The organism is Sphingopyxis sp. GC21 (genome assembly GCF_025727575.1).
Taxonomy (GTDB): Bacteria; Pseudomonadota; Alphaproteobacteria; order Sphingomonadales; family Sphingomonadaceae; genus Sphingopyxis; species Sphingopyxis terrae_A.
On the sequence record NZ_CP095845.1, the window covers coordinates 2973866 to 2993080 of the forward strand.

The following is a 19215-nucleotide window of genomic DNA, read 5'->3' on the forward strand; positions in this document are numbered from 1 at the left end:
GTTACAGCGTCATTTGCGCAAGCGCCGCCCGGACCTCGCGCGCGAAAAGGGCGGGCTGCTCCCACGCCGCGAAATGGCCGCCGCGGTCGACCTCATTCCAATAGACGATATTGCGATAGCGCTTTTCGGCCCAGCGGCGCGACAGGCGCATGATCTCGTTCGGGAACAGGCTGCCGCCGGTCGGCACCTCGATCTCCCCTGCCGCGAAACTGCGGAAACTGTGCCAATAGAGCCGCGCCGACGACGCGGCGCTGGCGGTAAACCAATAGAGGCTGACGGTGTCGAGCATGGTGTCCTTCGACAGCGCGCGTTCGGGATGGCCGCCGATCGACTGGCCGCCCGGCTGATGCCCGCAATCGGTCCAGCCGTGGAATTTCTCGACGATCCAGCACATCTGCCCGACGGGTGAATCGGTAAGCGCATAGCCGATGGTCTGCGGCCGCGTCGCCTGCTGCGTCGAATAGCCACTGTCCTTTGCCTGATACCAGCCGAAACGCGCGAGATAGAGTTTTTCGGCGTCGGTCAGATCGGCCATCAGCGCCGGGTCGGGCTGGCCGACGATCATGTTGACATGGATGCCCGCGCAATGGTCGCCATGGTTCGTCCCGATGGCGCAGGTAACCGCACTGCCCCAGTCGCCGCCCTGCGCGAAATAGCGATCGTAACCGAGCGCGCGCATCAGCGCGTCCCAACCCGCAGCTATATGTTCGACGCTCCATTTCGCGGCCGCGGGCTTGCCCGAAAAGCCGTAGCCCGGCAGCGACGGGATCACGAGATGATAGTCGGCCGACAGCGGCGCGATCACGTCGAGAAATTCGAGCACCGACCCCGGCCAGCCGTGCGTCAGCACCAGCGGCCGCGCCGCCGGATTGTCCGAGCGGATATGAAGGAAATGGATGTCAAGGCCATCGACCGTGGCCAGAAAATTGGGCAGCGCGTTGAGCCGCGCCTCGACCGTGCGCCAGTCATAATCGTCGCGCCAATAGGCCGCGAGTTCCTGCGCATAGGCGAGCGGGACGCCCTGGTCCCAATCGTCGACGGTCTCCTTTTCGGGCCAGCGCGTGCGCGCCAGCCGGTCCTTCAGATCATCGATCGCTGCCTGCGGAACCTCGGCGCGGAACGCGCGGATATTTTCGACCTTCATTCGGTCTCTCCCCCACCTGACTGCTTCGGCTTTGTGTCAGGGCCGCGCCGGCGCCTTGCAACCGCGCTGCAACCCGACGCCCTTCAGGAAGCCGCGACGCACCGTGCCAGCATAGACCGCCTCTGCATAGCGCCGACGTTCGGCGTTGGCACCCGTGACCTCGCCGATAAGGCTACGAAAGGGAATGATCGACCCGGCGACGCTGCCCGCGACGCGGCCGACGGTTTCCTCGCGCTTTTTCGCTGCGCTCTTGTCGGCAGGTTCGTTGACGTCGGGGCCGAGCACGTCGTTCAGTTCGCTGACCTCGCGGATGATCGCGGAACATTTGCGCAAGCCCGCGAGTGAATAGGGATTGTCCTGGATCGCTTTCAGCTTGTCGGGCACTTCCTTGCCGTCGAAGGGCTCGGTCACGCTGTTCGCGGTCGATTTCAGCGTCGAATCCTCGGGCGCGCCTTCCTGCGCCTGCACCGCACCATTGACCGATAGCGCGGCGATTATCGCCAGCGGCAGCCATGCTCTCCGCATCATCCCTGTCCTCCTGTTATCCGCAGGCGCCCGCACCGGCGCCAGCGGGATAACGAACGAGGACCGATTCGGCTCCCGCCGGATCAGCGCGTGGGAACGGGCGCCACGCCGGTCCAGTCGTAGAAGCCGCGTCCGGCCTTTTTGCCGACCCAGCCCGCCTCGACATATTGGACGAGCAGCGGCGCAGGACGGAATTTGGGATCGCCGGTGCCGCTGTGCAGCACGCGGATAATTTCAAGGCAGGTATCGAGCCCGATGAAATCGGCAAGGGTGATCGGCCCCATCGGGTGATTGAGGCCGAGCCGGCATCCGGTGTCGATGTCCTGCATCGTCGCCACCCCTTCGCCAAGCGCGAACACCGCTTCGTTGATCAGCGGCATCAGCACGCGGTTGACGATGAAGCCGGGCGCGTCGTTGGCATGGACGATTTCCTTGCCGAGTCCGCGGCCGAAGGCTTCGACGCTGGCAAGCGTCGTGTCGCTGGTCGCAAGGCCGCGGATCAGTTCGATCAGGCCCATGACCGGCACCGGGTTGAAGAAATGGACGCCGATGAAGCGCGCCGGATCGGGGGCCGCCTGCGCCAGTCGGGTGATCGGAATCGAGCTGGTGTTAGAGGCGAGGATCGCGCTGTCCGAAAGATGCGCGCCGACGCTGGCGAAGATCGCGCGCTTGATCTCCTCGCGCTCGGTCGCGGCCTCGATCACCAGCGCAGCCGGGGCGAAGGCGGCGTGGTCGGCGACGGGGGTGATCCGGCCGAGCAGCGCGTCGGCATCGCCCTGCGTTATCTTGTCCTTGGCGACCAGCCGCCCGAGTGCCTTGCAGATCCCGGCCTTGCCGGCTTCGGCGCGGGCGATGTCGATGTCCGACAGCAGCACATCGTGGCCGGCGCCTGCCGATACCTGCGCGATCCCCGCGCCCATTTGCCCTGCCCCGATAACGCCGACGATCATTATATGCCCTTTCGCTGGAAATCGCAGCTCTGCCCCTAGGGACTGGGCAAGCGTCGTCAAGGCCGAGAGTCGGGAGCGCGCGTCAGGGCGCGGAGCGCACCTCGGTCGCTTCGGCGAGGATCAGTGCGAAGGCGGGATCGACATCGTCCCACGCCGCGATCGGCGTCCAGCCTCCGGCGCGGAGGAGCAGGCTGGCGTCGCGCGGCCCATATTTATGGCTGTTCTCGCTGTGGATCGTTTCGCCCTTCGCCATCGTATAAGGACGGCCATCGACCATGAATTCGAGGTCGCACGCCGCCACCAGATGCATTTCTATACGCGCATGAACATCGTTCCAGCAGGCGCGGTGGTCGAAATTGGCAACGGGGATCGTGCCGTCCAGTTCGCGGTTGATCCGTTCGAGCAGGTTGAGGTTGAACGCCGCGGTGACACCGGCCGAATCGTCATAAGCGCGTTCGAGGGTGCCGATCTCCTTGATCCGGTCGACCCCGATCAGCATCAGTGCGCCGTCGCCGAGCGCGCTGCGCCAATGGCGGAGCAGATCGATCGCGCTGCGCGCCACCATGTTGCCGATCGTCGAGCCCGGAAAGAAGCCGAGTTTGGCAAGGCCGCAAATCTCGCGCGGGAGCGCCACCGGCTGGGTGAAGTCGGCCTCGACCGGATAGACCGGAAGATCGGGAAAGCGTGCCGAGAGGGCGGCCGCGCTATCGCGCAGGAAATCGCCCGAAATATCCACAGGCACATAGGCGCCGGGGGCAATGGCATCGAGCAGCAGCGGCGTCTTCGTCGAGCTGCCCGATCCCAGTTCGACCACCGCGCGGCCCGGCCCGATCGCCGCCGCCAGTTCGCCCGCATGGCGGGTGAGCAGCGCCACCTCGCTGCGCGTCGGATAATATTCGGGCAGCCCGGTGATATCCTCGAACAACGCCGATCCGGTCGCGTCGTAGAACCAGCGCGCCGGAATCGTCTTTTGCGCCTGCGACAATCCCGCATGAACGTCGGCGCGAAAGGCGATATCGACGCCGCTGTCATCGGCATCGACCTGCCGCAATTGGCGAACAACGCCCATGATCACAAATCCTTGGCAAGGCGCAGGCCGGTGAACTGCCAGCGCTGGTGGGGGTAGAAGAAATTGCGGTAGGAGGCGCGAACATGGCCGCGCGGGGTCGCACAGCTGCCACCGCGCAGCACGAACTGGCCGCTCATGAACTTGCCGTTATACTCGCCGACCGCGCCCGGCGCGGCGCGAAAACCGGGATAGGGGCGATAGGCGCTGCCGGTCCATTCCCAGACCCCGCCGAACATCCCCGCAAGCGCAGCGCCGTCCGATGCGGAGCCGTCCGCCGCCGCCGGATGCACCGGGCCGGCGGCATCGAGCTGCTGCCCCGCGCGCGGATCATATCCCGCCGCCGCCGCTTCCCATTCAAATTCGGTCGGCAGCCGCGCGCCCGCCCAACTGGCGAAGGCGTCGGCTTCGAAAAAACTGATGTGCGTCACGGGAGCGGCGGGGTCGATCCCCTGCCATCCGGCAAGGGTGAACTGGCGATCACCCTCCCAATAAGCGGGGGCGTCGACGCCTTCGGCCTGGACCCATGTCCAGCCGTCGCTGAGCCACAGCGACGGGGTGCGATAGCCGCCGTCGGCGATGAAGTCGCGCCACTCGCCGTTCGTTACCGGTCGATTGGCGAGCGCATGCGGCGCAAGAAGCGCCGAAAAGCGGGGAAGTTCACAGTCGAACGCGAAACCCTCGCCCTCATGCCCCACGGCAACGATCCCCTCGGTACCCGCGATCCAGCGCAGCGGCCCCGCCGCGACAGACGATGCCGAAGAACCGGCGGAAAACTGCGCAACTTCATTCGCGATTGCACTGTCGGAGGCGTCCCAGACGGCGGGCCCGAGCGGGTTCTGCGCGAACAGATGCTTGATGTCGGTGAGCAGCAATTCTTGATGCTGCTGTTCATGATGGATGCCAAGCTCGACGAGCGCGCGTGCAGCCGGCGACAGCGTCGGCAGCGCCTTCACGATCGCCGCAGCGACATGCGCGCGCCAATCGCGCACCGCATCGAGCGACGGCCGCGTCAGCAGGCCGCGGCGCGGGCGCGCATGGCGCGGCCCCTCTGCCTCATAATAGCTGTTGAACAGATAGGCGAAGCGGTCATCGAACAGCGAATAGCCGGGGCAATGATCGCGCAGGACGAAGGTTTCGAAAAACCAGCTCGTATGCGCCAGATGCCATTTGGCGGGCGATGCGTCGGGCATCGACTGTACGCTAGCGTCGGCGTCGGACAGGCGCGCGACAAGGTCGAGCGAGAGCTGCCGCGTCGCAGTGAAGCGCCGGGTCAGGTCGTCCGCCGAAGGAGCGGTCGTGGGCGAAGCATCGGTTCGGCTGGCCATGGTTTGACAATCCCCCGAAGAGCGATTCGGTTTCGTCGCCTGCCCCAATATGGTTACAGGACGGAGAATTGTACAGAACAAACAAAGAACAATAAGGCGATCGGGCCTAGCGCGTCGCGCCGGGTTTCCACAGGATGTCCCCGCCCGCCGCGGCGTTGAGGTGGCGCGTCGCGACGAACAGATGGTCGGACAGGCGGTTGAGATAGGCAAGCGCCAGCGGGTTGAGCGGCCGCGTCGCCGCCGCGGCGACCGCCGCCCGTTCGGCGCGGCGCGCGATCGCGCGCGCGAGGTGGAGGCGCGCCGCGGCTTCGGTGCCGCCGGGCAGGATGAAGCTGGACAGCGGCGCGAGCCTGTCGTTCATCGCGTCGATCTCCGCCTCCAGCCGCGCGATCTGGCTCGCGACGATGCGCAGCGCCATTTGGTGCGGGCCGAAGCCATGCTGCGGATCGGCAGGCGTCGCGAGATCGGCGCCAAGGTCGAACAATTCGTTCTGAATGCGCGCGAACATCGCCGCTGCCTCGCCGCCCGCAGGCAGCGCCGTGACCGCGATGCCGAGGGCGCTGTTCGCCTCGTCGACATCGCCAATCGCTTCCATCAGCGCGTCGGACTTGGCGATGCGCGACCCGTCGACGAGGCCCGTCGTGCCGTCATCGCCGGTGCGCGTATAGATTTTGTTGAGCTTGACCATAAGCGAGGGGCTGCGGGCGGACGCGCCGCGATCAGCTACCCGCGGCGAGAAGGCCGATGAGCACGATCAGGATGATCGTCACCGCCTGCCACTTCACGCGCGCCATCATCATCCGGTTCTGCATGAGCTGATTTTCATGCTCATTGCCCTCCATCGCGGCGCGGTGACCCTGCGCGAAATAGAAGAGCCCGCGCGCGAGCGCGAAGAGGACGAGGCCGGCCGACGCAACGACCGCAAGGATGAGAAGCACCTGCATGTCTTCTATTTAGGGCATTTGCAGCGAATATCCAGCCGGAAGCCGCCCGGCGCGCAAATCATCGGCCAGCGCGCGCCCGTCCGCGCCCGCAGCGCGCAGCGCGGCAAGCGCCGCCGCGCCGTCGCGCTTGGCGAGCCGCTTGCCGTCGGCGCCGCAGACAAGCGCATGGTGGCGGTAGACCGGGGGCCGAAAACCGAGCAGCGCCTGGAGCAGCCGGTGGACGTCGGTCGAGGCGATCAGATCTGCGCCGCGAACCACCAACGTCACCCCCATCGCGGCGTCGTCGATCGTGCTCGCGAGATGATAGCTGGCAGGGGCATCCTTGCGCGCGAGGACGACGTCGCCATGCGCGGCGGGATCGGCGGCGCGCGGCCCCTGCCCCTCCTCCTCCCAGACGAGCGGGCCCGCAATCGCGACCGCGCTTGCCATGTCGAGCCGCCAGCAATGTGGCTCCTGCGCCAATCGCCGTTCGCGCTCGGCCGCGCCGAGGTGGCGGCAGGTACCGGGATAAAGCGGCGCGCCGTCCGCCGGTGCTCCGTGCGGCGCTGCGAGGCTGGCGGCAATATCGGCGCGGGTGCAGAAGCAGGGGTAGACGAGCCCGCGTTGGCGAAGATCGGCGAGCGCGGCGGCATAATCGCCCAGATGTTGCGACTGGCGAACCGGGGCGCCGTCGAATGTCAGGCCGAGCCATTCGAGATCGGCGAGCGCAGCGCCGACAAACACCTCGCGCGAACGGCTGCCGTCGATGTCGTCGATGCGGAGGTGGAACCCGCCGCCAGCGGCGCGCGCGGCATCATGCGCGAGGATCGCGCTGAACGCGTGGCCAAGGTGCAGTTCGCCGGTCGGGCTGGGGGCGAAGCGGGTCAGCATGGCTCAGCGACCGAATCCATATGCTGTGGGGCTCTCAATCCATCCATTCCATATATTGCGACACATCCCCCCTTGACGCCAGATTCTGATGCGTCATGTAATGATGGTGTCACGCGAGGAAGGCAGTGGCGCGCCATCCCGAGCAGCATAGGGGGCAGCGTTACCAAGCCATGTTCCATCCCGATCTTGCCCGGCATCCCGATAATTGTCCGGCTCTCGTCCTCAATGCAGATTATACGCCGCTGAGTTATTACCCGCTGAGCCTGTGGCCGTGGCAGACCGCGGTCAAGGCGGTATTCCTCGATCGCGTCACGATCGTCGAGAATTACGAGCGCGAAATCCATTCGCCGACGCGGACAATGCCGATCCCCAGCGTCATCGCGCTGCGCCAATATGTGAAGCCGTCGCAATATCCCGCCTTCACGCGCTTCAACCTGTTCCTGCGCGATCGCTTCGCCTGCCAATATTGCGGGTCAGGCAAGGACCTGACCTTCGATCATGTCGTGCCGCGGCGGCTGGGCGGACGGACGAGCTGGGAAAATGTCACCACCGCCTGCGCGCCGTGCAATCTGCGCAAGGGCGGGCGGACGCCGGCGCAGGCGCATATGCCGCTGCACCAGAAGCCGTGGCGTCCGACGAGCTGGCAGCTTCAGGACAATGGCCGCGCCTTTCCGCCGGGCTATCTGCACGAAAGCTGGATCGACTGGCTTTACTGGGATGTCGAACTGGAGGGCTGACAGGCCCGGTTCAGCCGGAGGATGCCAGGCGATTGCCAGATATTTGGTCAACAGGAGTATCGCCATGAACCGCGCCATCGCCTCGCTCGCCATCGGCATCGCCGCCCTGCCCCTTGCCGCCTGCGCAAGCTTCGCGCCCGCCGAGCAGCCCGTGTCGGTGACCGGCGCGATAACCTATCGCGAACGCATGGCACTGCCGCCGACGGCGCAGGTCGAGGTGACGCTGGCCGACGTCAGCCTGATGGATGCGCCCGCGTCGGTGATCGCACGCCAGAGCTTCACCGCCGACGGCCGGCAGGTGCCCTTCGCCTTTTCGCTGACTGTCGACCAGCGCCGTCTCGACCCGCGCCACAGCTATGCCGTGGCGGCGAGGATCACCGATGCGTCGGGCAAGCTGATGTTCATCACCGACACGCGCAACAGCGTGACCTTCGACGGTGCGCCGCGGATCGACCTGGGCACGCTGGTGATGGTGAAGACGCGCTGACCTCAGCCGTCACAGTTTAGGTCTGTGCGCACGCCCATCTCGTGCAGCATCTTTTCGACTCTCGGAAAGTCGAACTGCCATTCGTCATAGGAATCGGTCCGGCGAAGCGCGGGAGTCATGCCGACACCTTGGCAGCAGTAGCAGACCTGAATCTCGCCGAGCTGATGCCCCGATCCGTCATAATATCGAAAGAAGTGATGCGGAATAAAGCAAGCCGCATGGACCCGCTCAGCCCATTCCTTCTTTGTCAGACGGTAAAGAAATACCGATCCGTCGAGAATATCCCGCTGCGCCTTTGTCAGGCGAATGCCTTCGGGTCGCGACGTCCATTTCCCCATCTTTTCTTGATCGTCATAAGATAGATCTTCAACGAACAGGCGGACCTCGGCGGCTTGCGGCCACGGCCTGACCGGCGTGGCTCCGGCCGAAGGCCTGGAGGGCGGCGACATGATATATTCGTCGCCCGACACCTCCGATCCCATGGCCAGCGACAAAACGACGCCCACGGAAAGGAGCAGTGCTGTGCCGACGGCAATCATGGCGCTTCGTTGCTTCATATTGCCTCCCTCAGCCCAAGCCATTTCAATAGCTTTAACAGACACGTAATAAAGGCATAGCTATGCGCCGCTTGACCCGGCGCCTGTTGCGGTGCAGCAAGCTGCGTCCATGGGCCCACCAATCCAGATCTCGCAAAATCCCGACATCCGCTATCTCGGGCGAATCCTCGGCGACGTCATTCGCGCCTATGGCGGCGAGAAGCTGTTCCGGCAGACCGAATATATCCGGTCGTCGAGCGTCGACCGGCATCGCGGCATCGCGGGCGCCGAGACGATCGATCCGGGGCTGGAGGCGCTGAGCCTCGACGATACCATCGCCTTCGTGCGCGGCTTCATGCTGTTTTCGATGCTCGCCAATCTGGCCGAAGACCGGCAGGGCGTCGCCGCCGAGCCCGAGGCGACGGTGGCGGCAGCGCTTGCCCGGCTGAAACAGGACGGTATCGATGGCGATGCGGTCGCGGCGCTGCTCGGCGCCGCGCTGGTCGCGCCGGTGCTCACCGCGCACCCGACCGAGGTGCGCCGCAAGTCGATGCTCGACCACAAGAACCGCATCGCCGAGCTGATGCGGCTGCGCGATGCCGGCGTCGAGGAAACCGCCGAGGGCGATGTCGTCGAGGAAGCGATCCGCCGCCAGATCGTGCTGCTGTGGCAGACGCGGCCGCTGCGCACCGAAAAATTGTTCGTTGCCGACGAGATCGACAATGCGCTGACCTATTTGCGCGACGTGTTCGTGCCCGTGATCCCCAAGCTTTATGCGCGCTGGGAACAGGAACTTGGCGCGCGCCCGGCAAGCTTCCTGCGCGTCGGGAGCTGGATCGGCGGCGACCGCGACGGCAATCCTTTCGTCACCGCCGAGACGCTGCAAATGGCAACGAGCCGCAACGCCGCCGCGGTGCTCGGCCATTATATCGACGCGGTGCATGCGCTCGGCGCCGAACTGTCGGTGTCGTCTTCGCTCGCGACAGTCTCCGAAGCGGTCGAGGCACTGGCCGCGGCGAGCGGCGATACCGCGCCGAGCCGCAGCGACGAGCCCTATCGCCGCGCACTGTCGGGCATCTATGCTAGGTTGTGCGCAACCTATGCCGGCATCGTCGGGCGCGCGCCGCCGCGGCCGTCGGCACTGGCCGGCGACGCCTATGCCGCCCCCGCCGATTTTCGCCGCGACCTCGTCACCATCGCCGCCGGCCTGTCGGCGAGCGGCGAGGGCCAGCTTGGCGGCATCGGCGCGCTCGGCCGGTTGATCCGCGCGGTCGAGGTCTTCGGTTTCCACCTTGCGACGCTCGACATGCGGCAGAACAGCGCGGTGCACGAACGCGTGCTCGCCGAGCTGCTCGCGGTCGCGGGCGTCGAAGGCGATTATCTCAGCTTGGGCGAAGAGGCGCGCGTCGAGCTGCTGCGCCGCGAACTGGCGACCAACCGCCCGCTTGCCGCGCCGTGGCACAAATGGAGCGAAGAAACCGCCGGCGAACTCGCGATCGTCCACGCCGCCGCCGCGATCCGCGCCAGGCTGGGCGTCGAGGCGATCGTCCAGTGGATCATCAGCAAGGCCGAAAGCCTGTCCGACCTGCTCGAAGTCCATGTCCTCGCCCGCGAAGCCGGATTGTGGTCGGCCGAGGCGCAGGACAATCTGATGGTCGTGCCGCTGTTCGAAACCATCGCCGACCTCGACGAGGCGCCGGGGATCATGGCCGCCTATTTCGCGCTGCCCGAGATTGCGCCGCATGTCGTCGCGCGCGGACATCAGGAAGTGATGATCGGCTATTCGGATTCGAACAAGGATGGCGGCTATCTGACCTCAACATGGGGGCTCTACCAGGCATCGGAAGCGTTGACCCCGGTGTTCGAGGCCGCCGATACCGCGATGCAGCTGTTCCACGGTCGCGGCGGTGCGGTCGGGCGCGGCGGCGGCAGCGCTTTCGCTGCGATCCGCGCGCAGCCCGCGGGGACGGTGCAGGGCCGCATCCGCATCACCGAACAGGGTGAAGTGATCGCGGCCAAATATGGCACCGCCGACAGCGCCGCGACCAATCTGGAGGCGATGGTATCGGCAAGCCTGCTCGCCAGCCTCGAGCCCGAGGCGATGAGCGCGGACGACGCCGGGCGCTTTGCGGGTGCTATGACCGCGCTGTCGAACGACGCCTTCGCCGCCTATCGCGGCCTCGTTTACGACACGCCCGCCTTCAAGGACTTCTTCCGTGCAATGACGCCGATCGCCGAGATCGCGACGCTGAAGATCGGATCGCGGCCGTCGAGCCGCACCAAATCGACCGCGATCGAGGACCTGCGCGCGATCCCCTGGGTGTTCAGCTGGGCGCAGGCGCGCACCATGCTGCCCGGCTGGTACGGCACCGGCGAGGCCTTTGCGGCGTTCGCGGACCAGGCGCTGCTCGCCGATATGGCGCAAAGCTGGCCCTTCTTCGGCGCGCTGCTCGGAAATATGGAAATGGTACTGGCAAAATCGGACATCGGCATCGCCGCGCGCTATGCCGAACTGGCCGGGGATGTGGGCGGGCATGCGGCGATTTTTTCGCGCATCCGCGACGGCTGGCACCGCGCCCACGACGGGCTTTTGACAATCACCGGCCAGTCGCGGCTGCTCGAGAATAATCCAGCGCTCGAGGCATCGATCCGCCTGCGCCTGCCCTATATCGAGCCGCTCAACCTGCTGCAGATCGAATTGATGAAGCGCCATCGCGCGGGCGAAACCGACCCCCGCATCGCCGAGGGCATCCAGTTGACCATCAACGCGATCGCAACCGCGCTGCGCAACAGCGGGTAGACCCGAACACCGTCATGGCGAGGAGCAAGGCGAAGCAATCGCTTCGCGCCTCGCCATGACGAGGGGTCAATTCTTGACGATCCGCACCTCGCCCTTGCTCGTCTCGCCCGCGGGTTCGAAGCTGATCGTGAAATCGGCGCCGTCCTTGTCGGTTCCGCGCAGCGTGTCGCCGGCGCGCTGGACCTGGATATTCTTCTTCGCAAATTCGCCGGCCATCCAGTCGGCTGCCTTGGCGGGCGCCGCCGGCGAGGTGAAGCCGAGGCGCACCCTCGCCTTGTCGGCGCCGCCCTTGTCACTCGCATTGACGTCGATGCTTGCGATCTTGCTGCCCGGATAGAGCTTCACCCCGTCGATATCGAAATCGCTATCGACGTCGATATTGGCGAAATCGGGGAGCTTGAAGCTCATCGAGCCGTGGTCGCCATCGATGCTGACCTTGCCGCCGTCCTTGCCGGCGGTGATCCGGACATTGCCGCCGTCGCCATCGGCATTCACCGTGATCTCGGCCTTATCGCTCTTGTCTTCGGCGTGGCCGCAGGCGCCGAGCAACAGCATCGGGGGAATCAGGAAGGCGAAACGCATGGACTGTCTCCTTGGTGCATTATCTGAATAATACACCTGCGCGCGCGGCGAGTCAATTTCCTGTCGGCTCGCCATAACGCGGTTACGGTTCGACAGGGATGCCCCCCGGATCAAGTCCGGGGTGGCCAACAAGAAGCGGCCTAAGCGTCGATGCTGGTCTTGAGGTCGCCATGGACGAGACCGCCGTCGACCGCGATCGTTTCGCCGACGACATAATCGCCCGCCTTCGATGCGAGAAAGATCGCTGCGCCGGCCATATCCTCGGGCACGCCGATGCGCTTGGTCGGGATGCTCTTGGCAACTGCGTCGCCATGGTCGCGCGCCGCCTTGTTCATGTCCGACTGGAAGGCGCCGGGTGCGATCGCGGTGACGATGATATTGTCCTGCACCAGCCGCGCCGCCATGCGCTTGGTCAGATAGAGGATCGCCGCCTTCGACGCATGATAGCTGTAGGTTTCCCATGGGTTGAGGCGCATGCCGTCGATCGATCCGATGTTGATGACCTTTGCCGGCTGTGCGGGCGTGCCCGCCGCCTTCAGCAGATTGTGCAACGCCTGGGTCAGGAAGAAGGGCGATTTGACGTTAATGTCCATCACCTTGTCCCAGCCGGCTTCGGGGAAATTCTCGAAAGGTTCGCCCCAGGCGGCGCCCGCATTGTTGACGAGGATGTCGAGCTTTTCCTCGCGTGCTTCGAGTTCCTTGGCGAGCGCGCGGCAGCCTTCGACGGTCGAAAGATCGACGGGAAGGCCGATGACCTTGCCCGGATAGCGCGTTTCGAAATCGGCGACGGCTTCCTCGATCTGCGCCGTTTTGCGCGCTGAGATATAGACGCGCGCGCATCCCGCGGCGAGATAGCCTTCGACGATCATCTTGCCGATGCCGCGCGAACCGCCGGTGACGAGCGCGATGCGGCCGTTGAGGCCGAACATATCATTGAGGTTCATTGTTTTTCTCCGATCACTCCCCTCCCGCAGGCGGCAGGGGGTTTGAGTCGTTTCAGTATCCGTTCATCTGGGCGACCTGGTCGATATGGTAATGCACATCGCCCATGAATTCGGCGAGCGCGCGGTCGCGTTTCATGTAGAGGCCGATGTCATATTCGTCGGTCATGCCGATGCCGCCGTGCATCTGAACGCCTTCGCGCACCGCAAGGTTGGCGGCGCGGCCCGCCTTGGCCTTGGCGACCGAGACCATCAGCTTCGCGCCTTCGCTGCCTTCGTCGAGGAGCTGCTGCGCCTTCATCACCGTGGCGCGCGCGACTTCCATCTCGCCATAGAGATGCGCGGCGCGGTGCTGGAGCGCCTGAAACTCGCCGATTAGCTTGCCGAACTGCTTGCGTTCCTTGAGGTAATTGACGGTCATGTCCATCGCGCCCTGCCCGACGCCAACCATTTCGGCGGCAGCGCCGGTGCGGGTGGCGGCCAGCAGCGCGTCGAGGATGTGGCCGCCGGCATCGACTTCGCCGATCACCGCGTCGGCATCGACCTCGACGCCGTCGAGGGTGACATGGCTTGCAAGCGAGGAGTCGACGAGGCGGCGCGGATCGGCGGTCAGCCCCTTTGCATCCTTCGGCACCGCGAACAGGGTGATACCGCCGTCGGTTTTCGCCGCGACGATGCTCATGTCGGCGATATGGCCGTGGAGGACGAAGCTTTTCTTGCCGTCCAATCGAAAGCCGTTGCCGGCGCGTGTCGCGGCGGTCGCGATGCGGTCGGGGCGGTGCTTGGCACCCTCGTCGATCGCGAGTGCGACGATCGCCTCGCCGCTGGCGATGGCGGGAAGCCAGCGGCCCGCCTGCGTTCCGCCCGCCTTCGCCAGCGCGGCGACCGCGCCGACGCTGGTCGCGAGGAAGGGCGACGGCGTCAGGTTGCGGCCGATTTCCTCGAGCACGATGCCCGCTTCCATATGCCCCATGCCGAGCCCGCCATGCGCCTCCGGCACCAGCATGCCGGGCAGGCCCATTTCGGTGAACTGCGCCCACAGGTCGCGCGAGAAGCCGGTGGCGTCGGCCTCGTCGCGCAGCTTGCGGAGGTGCGAGACGGGGGCCTGTTCGGCCACAAAGGGCGCGACGCTGTCCTTGAGCATCGCCTGATCGTCATTGTGATACAAGGGCATGGGTCAGGCTCCGGGCAAATCGAGGATACGCTTGGCGATGACGTTGAGCATCACTTCGCTCGTGCCGCCTTCGATCGAATTGGCCTTGGTGCGCAGCCACGCGCGCGGGCGGGCGCCACCCTTTGTTTCGGGACTGTCCCATTCGAGCGCTTCGCTGCCACCGCCCGACATGACGAGTTCGTGGCGGCGCTTGTTGAGCTCGGTCCCGACATATTTCATCATGTTCGACGAGGCGGGGTGCGCGCGGCCGGTCTTCCACATGTCCATGAAGCGTTCGCCCATCGCGCGATAGGCAAAGACATCGACGTCGAACGCCGCCATTTCGGCGCGCAGGATCGGATCGTCGAGTTCGCCATGGCCGTTCTTGCCGATCGCCTTGGCAAAGGCGCCGCCGATGCTGACCATGTCGCCGCCCGCACCGCCGCCCGAAATCATCTCGCGTTCGTGGCCGAGGAGATATTTGGCGACGTCCCAGCCCCGGTTGATCTCGCCGACGAACTGCGTCTTGGGCACTTCGACATCGTCGAAGAAGGTTTCGCAGAAGGGCGAATTGCCCGAAATCAGCAGGATCGGCTTGGTCGTGACGCCCTTGCTCTCCATGTCGAAGAGCATGAAGGTGATGCCCTGATATTTGTTCGCCTTGTCGGTGCGGACGAGGCAGAAGATCCAGTCGGCCTTGTCGGCATAGCTGGTCCAGATCTTCGATCCGTTGACGACCCAGTGATCGCCCTTGTCCTCGCCGAAGGTCTGCAGGGAGACGAGGTCGCTGCCCGAGCCGGGTTCCGAATAGCCCTGGCACCAGCGGATTTCGCCGCGCGCGATCTGGTTCAGATAATGGACCTTCTGCTCTTCGGTACCGAATTTGAGCAGCGCGGGGCCGAGCATCCAGATGCCGAAGCTGTCGAGCGGCGAGCGCGCGTTGATCCGCTTCATTTCCTGTTTCAGGATCTTGGTCTGTTCGGGGGTCAGCCCGGCGCCGCCATATTCCTTCGGCCAATCGGGAACGGTGTAGCCCTTTGCGGCGCAGGCTTCGAGCCATTGTTTCTGGGCGTCATTCTTGAAAACCCATTTGCGGCCGCCCCAGCACACATCGCCTTCGTCGCGGACGGGTTCGCGCATTTCGGGGGGGCAATTGGCTTCCAGCCAGGCGCGCACTTCGGCGCGGAAAGCGTCCTGATCGCTCATCTTTCGGGCTCCTCTTCTGGCGCGCAAACTAAGGGGAGTCGCCCGGTTTACGCAAGCGTCAACTTGGCCGTGCCGCGCTGCCGTTACGGCGCCGTAGCGTCCGATTGCGGGCCGTTGACGCGCCCTCCCATGCGCCTAAGCTAAGTGGCAAAAGAAAACGGGAGAGCAGGAAATGCGATTCGCAGGCAAGGTCGCCGTCGTCACCGGCGCAGCATCGGGTATTGGCAAGGCGGCCGTTCTGAAACTCGCGGGCGAAGGCGCCCATGTTTTCGCAGCCGACATCGACGAGGCGGGCGGTCAGGCTCTTGCCGCGGCGTCGAACGGCCGGATCGAATTCATCCGGTGCGACGTCACCGTCGCGTCGGACATCGAAGCGCTGATGAACGAAGCCGCGAAGCGCGGCGGCGGCATCGACATCGTGTTCAACAATGCTGCCGCAGGCGGCGACCGCGCCCCGATCGACGAAATCACGCCCGACGGATGGGACTGGACGATGAACCTCGTCCTCAAATCGGTCGCGATGGGCATCCGCTATGCTGCGCCTCACATGAAGGGCCGCAAAGGCGCCGCGATCGTCAACACTGCGAGCGTCGCGGCGCTCGGCGCTGGCTATTCGCCGACCGCCTATGCCGTCGCCAAGGCGGGCGTGCTGCATCTGACCAAGGTCGCGGCGACCGATCTTGCCCAATATGGCATCCGCGTGAACGCGATCTGCCCCGGCTTCATCAACACCAATATCTTCACCACCTCGCTCGAGGTGCCCGACGAAAGCAAGGATGCGGCCAAGGCGGTGATCGCCGAAATGAGTGCGCATGCGCAGCCGGTCGCGCGCGGCGGACAACCCGACGACATCGCCAATGCCGTCGCCTATCTGGCGAGCGAGGAGGCGAGCTTCATGACCGGCACGCATATGCTGGTCGACGGCGGTCTGACGATCGGCCAGCGCCACGCCTGGGATCCCGAAGCGCCCGGCCTGTTCGACGCCCTGATAGCCATGGAGGATGCGGCCAAGGCCGGAGCCGCGGCGTGACCGCCGAGACCCCGGCGCAGGCGCGCCTGCCGCTCGGGCTCAAATTATTCCACGGCCTCGGCAGCGTTGCCTATGGGGTCAAGGACAACGGCTTTTCGACCTTCCTCCTGATCTTTTACAGCCAGGTGGTCGGGCTCGATGCGAGCCTTGTTTCGCTGGCGCTGATGTTCGCGCTGCTCGCCGATGCCTTCGTCGATCCGCTGATCGGCTATTTTTCGGACCGCACCTATACGCGCTGGGGCCGCCGCCATCCGTGGCTCTATCTCGCGCCGCTGCCGCTCGGGCTCGCATGGATGCTGCTGTGGTCGCCGCCCGACGACCATACGCACATCTTTGCCTATCTGGTGGTCGTCGCGGTGTTGGTGCGCACGCTGGTATCGTGCTGCGAAGTGCCGTCGCAATCGCTCGTCGCCGAACTGACAAGCGATTATGACGAGCGCACCGCGCTGGTCCGCTTCCGCTTCCTCTTCGCCTGGGGCGGCGGGCTGCTCGTCTTCTTCCTCGCCAACACCGTCTTCCTGCGGCCCGACGCGACGCACAAGTTCGGGCAGCTCAATCCTGCGGGCTACTGGCTCTACGGCCTGTGCGGGGCGATCATCATGGCGGTGACGGTTTTCATCTCGGCGCTCGGCCAGCATCGGCGCATAGCGCATCTGCCCGCGACGAAGCCCGAACCCGGAACGCCCCGGCGCGCCTTTGCCGAGATTTGGGAATCGCTGCGCCACCCGGCGGCGCTGATCCTGCTCGGCGCCTCGCTGATCGCGATTTCGAGCACGCAGATGACCTTCACCATCTCGAACTTCCTTTATCTTTATGTCTGGCGCTTTTCCGATGGCGCCTTCGCGGCGCTGCCATGGCTGCTGATGGTCAGCGTCCTGCTGTCCTTCGTGTTTGTGCAGCCACTCCACCACCGGTTCGGCAAGAAGCGCGTCTCGGTGATCTGCGGGATCATCAGCACGACGTTCTGGGTGGCGCCGTTCGGCCTGTTCCTTTCGGGCCATTGGCCGGGAACCGGCTCCGCCTTTTCGAGCAATCTGCTGATGGGCTTCATCCTCGTTTCCAACGTCAACGCGGTGATGGTGATGATCTCCGCACAGTCGATGCTCGCCGACGTCGTCGAAGCCTCGCAGGTCGAAACCGGACGCCGCACCGAAGGCGTGTTCGCCGCCGGCTGGATGTTCGTCCAGAAATGCGCCACCGCCGTAGGGATCGGCCTCACCGGCCTGCTGATCAGCCTGTCGGGCCTGCCGGCGAAAGCCGTTCCCGGCGAGGTTGCACCGCAAGTGGTCGACCGGCTGGTCGTCAGCTACAGCCTGATCGTGATCGTCGCGACAATCCTGTCGACGTGGATCTTCGCGCGCTTCCCGATCAACCGCGCCGACCACGAAGCCCGCGTCGCCGCGCTGTCCGCATCCGAAACGATCGCGCTGCAATGAGCGCCAATATTCTCCCGGGCGCGCTGCCGACGCGCATCAAGGTGGCGCATGGCGTGGGTGCCGTAACGCTCGGAATCAAGGAGTCGGGGCTCACTACCTTCTTCATGATCTATTACAACCAGGTGCTCGGTTTCGATCCGCGCGTCGTGTCGCTCGTGTTGATCGGCGCGATGCTGGTCGATGCGATCGTCGATCCGATGATCGGCCGGCTGTCGGATGCGACGCGAACCCGGCTTGGGCGGAGGCTGCCCTGGCTTTACGGCGCCGCTCTGCCGATGGCAATCGTGTGGACGCTGCTGTGGGTGTCGCCCGATATCGCAAAACATTCGACGTTGGGCCTGTTCCTCAATGTCGTGGCCGTGCGGATATTGGTGTCGGCGTGCGAAATTCCGTCGATCTCGCTCGTCGCCGAACTGACGCGCGATTATGACGAGCGCACCGCGCTGATGCGCTATCGCTTTCTGTTCGGCTGGCTCGGCGGCCTCCTTGCCGTGGCGCTTGCCTATAATGTCTTTCTGGTCTCCGACGATCCCGCGCGCAGCGGCTTGCTCGAGACATCCGGCTATACCGCCTACGGTCTGTTCGGCGCCGCCATGATCTTGCTGACGACGCTGGCGTCGGCATTCGGTCAGCAACGCCGCATCCTGTCGCTGCCGCCTCCGCCGCGCAGGCCGCACGGCCATTCGATGCTCGCTGACATCCTGCTTGCCTTTCGCAATCCGGCGTTTCTTGCGCTGGCGTCCGGCGCGCTGTTCGTCACGGGCGCCTATGCGACGACGATCGCGTCGACCAATTATATGATGCTCTATGTCTGGCAACTCAGCGATGCACAGCTGCGTTTCTATCCTGTCGGGCTCGCCGTCGCGGTCTTCGGCGCTTTCGCGGCGGTCGGCCATGCGCACCGCCGCTTTGGCAAGCGCGACAGCGCGATCGGTGCCGCGCTCGCGAGTGGCGTGATCGCTTTCCTGCCCTATGCCGCACGCAATCTGGGCTGGTGGCCCGATCTGGGCGGATGGCCTTCGGTGATGCTTTTGCTGTCGTTGCAGACCCTGTCGCTGTTCGGGTTGGTGGTGGCAACCATTTCCACCTCGTCGATGGTTGCCGAAATCGTCGAAGCGCATGAGGTCGATCATGGCACGCGGATCGAGGGCGTCTTCTTCGCCGGCTATCTGATGGTCCAGAAATTCGGGCAGGCGCTCGGCATCTTTCTCGTCGGCCAGCTTGTCGCCTTTGCAGGGTTGAGCGATCAAGTGCGGCCCGAGGACTGGCCAGCCAGCACTGCCGCGGCAATGGCGTGGACTTTCGCCGGATTGATGATTTTGATTTCGGTCATGGCGGCCATTGGCCTGCGGCGGTATCCGATCGACCGGGCCAGCCACGAGGCACGGCTCGCCGCCCTCGCCTCGACGGGCGGCGCGGCGGCCGATAGCCAGGGGCCGCGGCCGTAACGGAAGATTGCGCGGGCAGCGATGCCGGGGCA

Annotated in this window: 19 protein-coding genes; 6 read left to right on the top strand and 13 right to left on the bottom strand. The window is 65.2% G+C overall.

The genetic code is table 11. From position 1 onward, the window contains the following. Position 1 precedes the first annotated feature (1 nt). The 8 genes from MU856_RS14410 to gluQRS all read right to left on the bottom strand — a co-directional run bounded on the left by MU856_RS14410 (position 2) and on the right by gluQRS (position 6827). The gene (locus MU856_RS14410; protein ID WP_062901673.1) at positions 2-1144 is read right to left on the bottom strand and encodes an epoxide hydrolase family protein; all 1143 of its coding nucleotides are present in this window, start codon (positions 1142-1144) and stop codon (positions 2-4) included. 36 nt (positions 1145-1180) lie between these two features. After that, on the bottom strand, positions 1181-1672 hold the full coding sequence (locus MU856_RS14415) for a hypothetical protein (RefSeq protein WP_263587795.1): 492 nt from the start codon (positions 1670-1672) through the stop codon (positions 1181-1183). Between the two features lie 80 nt (positions 1673-1752). After that, positions 1753-2619, bottom strand: coding sequence for a 3-hydroxyacyl-CoA dehydrogenase NAD-binding domain-containing protein (locus tag MU856_RS14420; RefSeq protein ID WP_263587796.1), 867 nt, complete (start codon positions 2617-2619; stop codon positions 1753-1755). Between the two features lie 82 nt (positions 2620-2701). Then, complete coding sequence (gene egtD, locus MU856_RS14425; protein WP_263587797.1) at positions 2702-3688, bottom strand: L-histidine N(alpha)-methyltransferase; 987 nt, start codon at positions 3686-3688, stop codon at positions 2702-2704. A 2-nt stretch (positions 3689-3690) separates the two neighbouring features. After that, the gene (gene egtB / locus MU856_RS14430) at positions 3691-5013 is read right to left on the bottom strand and encodes an ergothioneine biosynthesis protein EgtB (RefSeq protein WP_217372722.1); all 1323 of its coding nucleotides are present in this window, start codon (positions 5011-5013) and stop codon (positions 3691-3693) included. 106 nt (positions 5014-5119) lie between these two features. Beyond that, a complete protein-coding gene (locus tag MU856_RS14435; protein ID WP_062901668.1) occupies positions 5120-5701 on the bottom strand; it encodes a cob(I)yrinic acid a,c-diamide adenosyltransferase in 582 nt (193 codons plus the stop codon). Positions 5702-5732: 31 nt separating this feature from the next. Continuing rightward, positions 5733-5957, bottom strand: a complete 225-nt coding sequence (locus MU856_RS14440) for an HIG1 domain-containing protein (protein ID WP_003041307.1) — start codon at positions 5955-5957, stop codon at positions 5733-5735. A gap of 9 nt (positions 5958-5966) precedes the next feature. Then, a complete protein-coding gene (gene gluQRS, locus MU856_RS14445; protein WP_234178478.1) occupies positions 5967-6827 on the bottom strand; it encodes a tRNA glutamyl-Q(34) synthetase GluQRS in 861 nt (286 codons plus the stop codon). A gap of 170 nt (positions 6828-6997) precedes the next feature. Between gluQRS and MU856_RS14450 the strand changes: the two genes are divergently transcribed. Continuing rightward, positions 6998-7564: an HNH endonuclease gene (locus MU856_RS14450; RefSeq protein ID WP_003041310.1), complete on the top strand. Its 567-nt coding sequence runs from the start codon at positions 6998-7000 to the stop codon at positions 7562-7564. Positions 7565-7628: 64 nt separating this feature from the next. Next, a complete protein-coding gene (locus MU856_RS14455) occupies positions 7629-8051 on the top strand; it encodes a YbaY family lipoprotein (RefSeq protein ID WP_186402853.1) in 423 nt (140 codons plus the stop codon). Between the two features lie 2 nt (positions 8052-8053). On the opposite strand, the gene MU856_RS14460 is transcribed toward MU856_RS14455, so the two are convergent. Then, entirely contained in the window at positions 8054-8608 is a 555-nt protein-coding gene (locus MU856_RS14460) for a hypothetical protein (protein WP_062901666.1), read from the bottom strand. 109 nt (positions 8609-8717) lie between these two features. On the opposite strand from MU856_RS14460, the gene ppc reads away from it, so the two are divergent. Beyond that, positions 8718-11387: a phosphoenolpyruvate carboxylase gene (gene ppc / locus MU856_RS14465; protein ID WP_263587798.1), complete on the top strand. Its 2670-nt coding sequence runs from the start codon at positions 8718-8720 to the stop codon at positions 11385-11387. 66 nt (positions 11388-11453) lie between these two features. On the opposite strand, the gene MU856_RS14470 is transcribed toward ppc, so the two are convergent. The 4 genes from MU856_RS14470 to MU856_RS14485 form a co-directional block, all read right to left on the bottom strand. Further along, the gene (locus tag MU856_RS14470; RefSeq protein ID WP_062901664.1) at positions 11454-11969 is read right to left on the bottom strand and encodes a hypothetical protein; all 516 of its coding nucleotides are present in this window, start codon (positions 11967-11969) and stop codon (positions 11454-11456) included. 140 nt (positions 11970-12109) lie between these two features. Beyond that, a complete protein-coding gene (locus MU856_RS14475; RefSeq protein WP_062901663.1) occupies positions 12110-12913 on the bottom strand; it encodes an SDR family oxidoreductase in 804 nt (267 codons plus the stop codon). Positions 12914-12965: 52 nt separating this feature from the next. After that, entirely contained in the window at positions 12966-14084 is a 1119-nt protein-coding gene (locus tag MU856_RS14480; RefSeq protein ID WP_263587799.1) for an acyl-CoA dehydrogenase family protein, read from the bottom strand. A gap of 3 nt (positions 14085-14087) precedes the next feature. Continuing rightward, positions 14088-15269 (bottom strand): acyl-CoA dehydrogenase family protein, encoded by a 1182-nt coding sequence (locus tag MU856_RS14485; protein WP_062901661.1) that lies wholly within the window; start codon positions 15267-15269, stop codon positions 14088-14090. 172 nt (positions 15270-15441) lie between these two features. On the opposite strand from MU856_RS14485, the gene MU856_RS14490 reads away from it, so the two are divergent. Genes MU856_RS14490 through MU856_RS14500 form a run of 3 tightly spaced genes read left to right on the top strand, consistent with a single transcriptional unit; the run spans position 15442 to position 19183 of the window. Next, positions 15442-16299 carry an SDR family NAD(P)-dependent oxidoreductase gene (locus MU856_RS14490; protein WP_062901660.1) on the top strand — a complete coding sequence of 286 codons (858 nt, stop codon included), beginning with the start codon at positions 15442-15444 and terminating at the stop codon, positions 16297-16299. Further along, positions 16296-17735: an MFS transporter gene (locus MU856_RS14495; protein WP_263587800.1), complete on the top strand. Its 1440-nt coding sequence runs from the start codon at positions 16296-16298 to the stop codon at positions 17733-17735. Before MU856_RS14490 ends, MU856_RS14495 begins: the two co-directional genes overlap by 4 nt. After that, positions 17732-19183 (top strand): MFS transporter, encoded by a 1452-nt coding sequence (locus MU856_RS14500; protein WP_062901658.1) that lies wholly within the window; start codon positions 17732-17734, stop codon positions 19181-19183. Before MU856_RS14495 ends, MU856_RS14500 begins: the two co-directional genes overlap by 4 nt. Positions 19184-19215 lie beyond the last annotated feature (32 nt).

What these genes read in the sequence shown, in the direction of transcription:
- MU856_RS14410 (WP_062901673.1), bottom strand. Translation starts at nt 1,144, where the DNA reads ATGAAGGTCGAAAATATCCGCGCGTTCCGCGCCGAGGTTCCGCAGGCA.
- MU856_RS14415 (WP_263587795.1), bottom strand. Translation starts at nt 1,672, where the DNA reads ATGATGCGGAGAGCATGGCTGCCGCTGGCGATAATCGCCGCGCTATCG.
- MU856_RS14420 (WP_263587796.1), bottom strand. Translation starts at nt 2,619, where the DNA reads ATGATCGTCGGCGTTATCGGGGCAGGGCAAATGGGCGCGGGGATCGCG.
- egtD (WP_263587797.1), bottom strand. Translation starts at nt 3,688, where the DNA reads ATGGGCGTTGTTCGCCAATTGCGGCAGGTCGATGCCGATGACAGCGGC.
- egtB (WP_217372722.1), bottom strand. Translation starts at nt 5,013, where the DNA reads ATGGCCAGCCGAACCGATGCTTCGCCCACGACCGCTCCTTCGGCGGAC.
- MU856_RS14435 (WP_062901668.1), bottom strand. Translation starts at nt 5,701, where the DNA reads ATGGTCAAGCTCAACAAAATCTATACGCGCACCGGCGATGACGGCACG.
- MU856_RS14440 (WP_003041307.1), bottom strand. Translation starts at nt 5,957, where the DNA reads ATGCAGGTGCTTCTCATCCTTGCGGTCGTTGCGTCGGCCGGCCTCGTC.
- gluQRS (WP_234178478.1), bottom strand. Translation starts at nt 6,827, where the DNA reads ATGCTGACCCGCTTCGCCCCCAGCCCGACCGGCGAACTGCACCTTGGC.
- MU856_RS14450 (WP_003041310.1), top strand. Translation starts at nt 6,998, where the DNA reads ATGTTCCATCCCGATCTTGCCCGGCATCCCGATAATTGTCCGGCTCTC.
- MU856_RS14455 (WP_186402853.1), top strand. Translation starts at nt 7,629, where the DNA reads ATGAACCGCGCCATCGCCTCGCTCGCCATCGGCATCGCCGCCCTGCCC.
- MU856_RS14460 (WP_062901666.1), bottom strand. Translation starts at nt 8,608, where the DNA reads ATGAAGCAACGAAGCGCCATGATTGCCGTCGGCACAGCACTGCTCCTT.
- ppc (WP_263587798.1), top strand. Translation starts at nt 8,718, where the DNA reads ATGGGCCCACCAATCCAGATCTCGCAAAATCCCGACATCCGCTATCTC.
- MU856_RS14470 (WP_062901664.1), bottom strand. Translation starts at nt 11,969, where the DNA reads ATGCGTTTCGCCTTCCTGATTCCCCCGATGCTGTTGCTCGGCGCCTGC.
- MU856_RS14475 (WP_062901663.1), bottom strand. Translation starts at nt 12,913, where the DNA reads ATGAACCTCAATGATATGTTCGGCCTCAACGGCCGCATCGCGCTCGTC.
- MU856_RS14480 (WP_263587799.1), bottom strand. Translation starts at nt 14,084, where the DNA reads ATGCCCTTGTATCACAATGACGATCAGGCGATGCTCAAGGACAGCGTC.
- MU856_RS14485 (WP_062901661.1), bottom strand. Translation starts at nt 15,269, where the DNA reads ATGAGCGATCAGGACGCTTTCCGCGCCGAAGTGCGCGCCTGGCTGGAA.
- MU856_RS14490 (WP_062901660.1), top strand. Translation starts at nt 15,442, where the DNA reads ATGCGATTCGCAGGCAAGGTCGCCGTCGTCACCGGCGCAGCATCGGGT.
- MU856_RS14500 (WP_062901658.1), top strand. Translation starts at nt 17,732, where the DNA reads ATGAGCGCCAATATTCTCCCGGGCGCGCTGCCGACGCGCATCAAGGTG.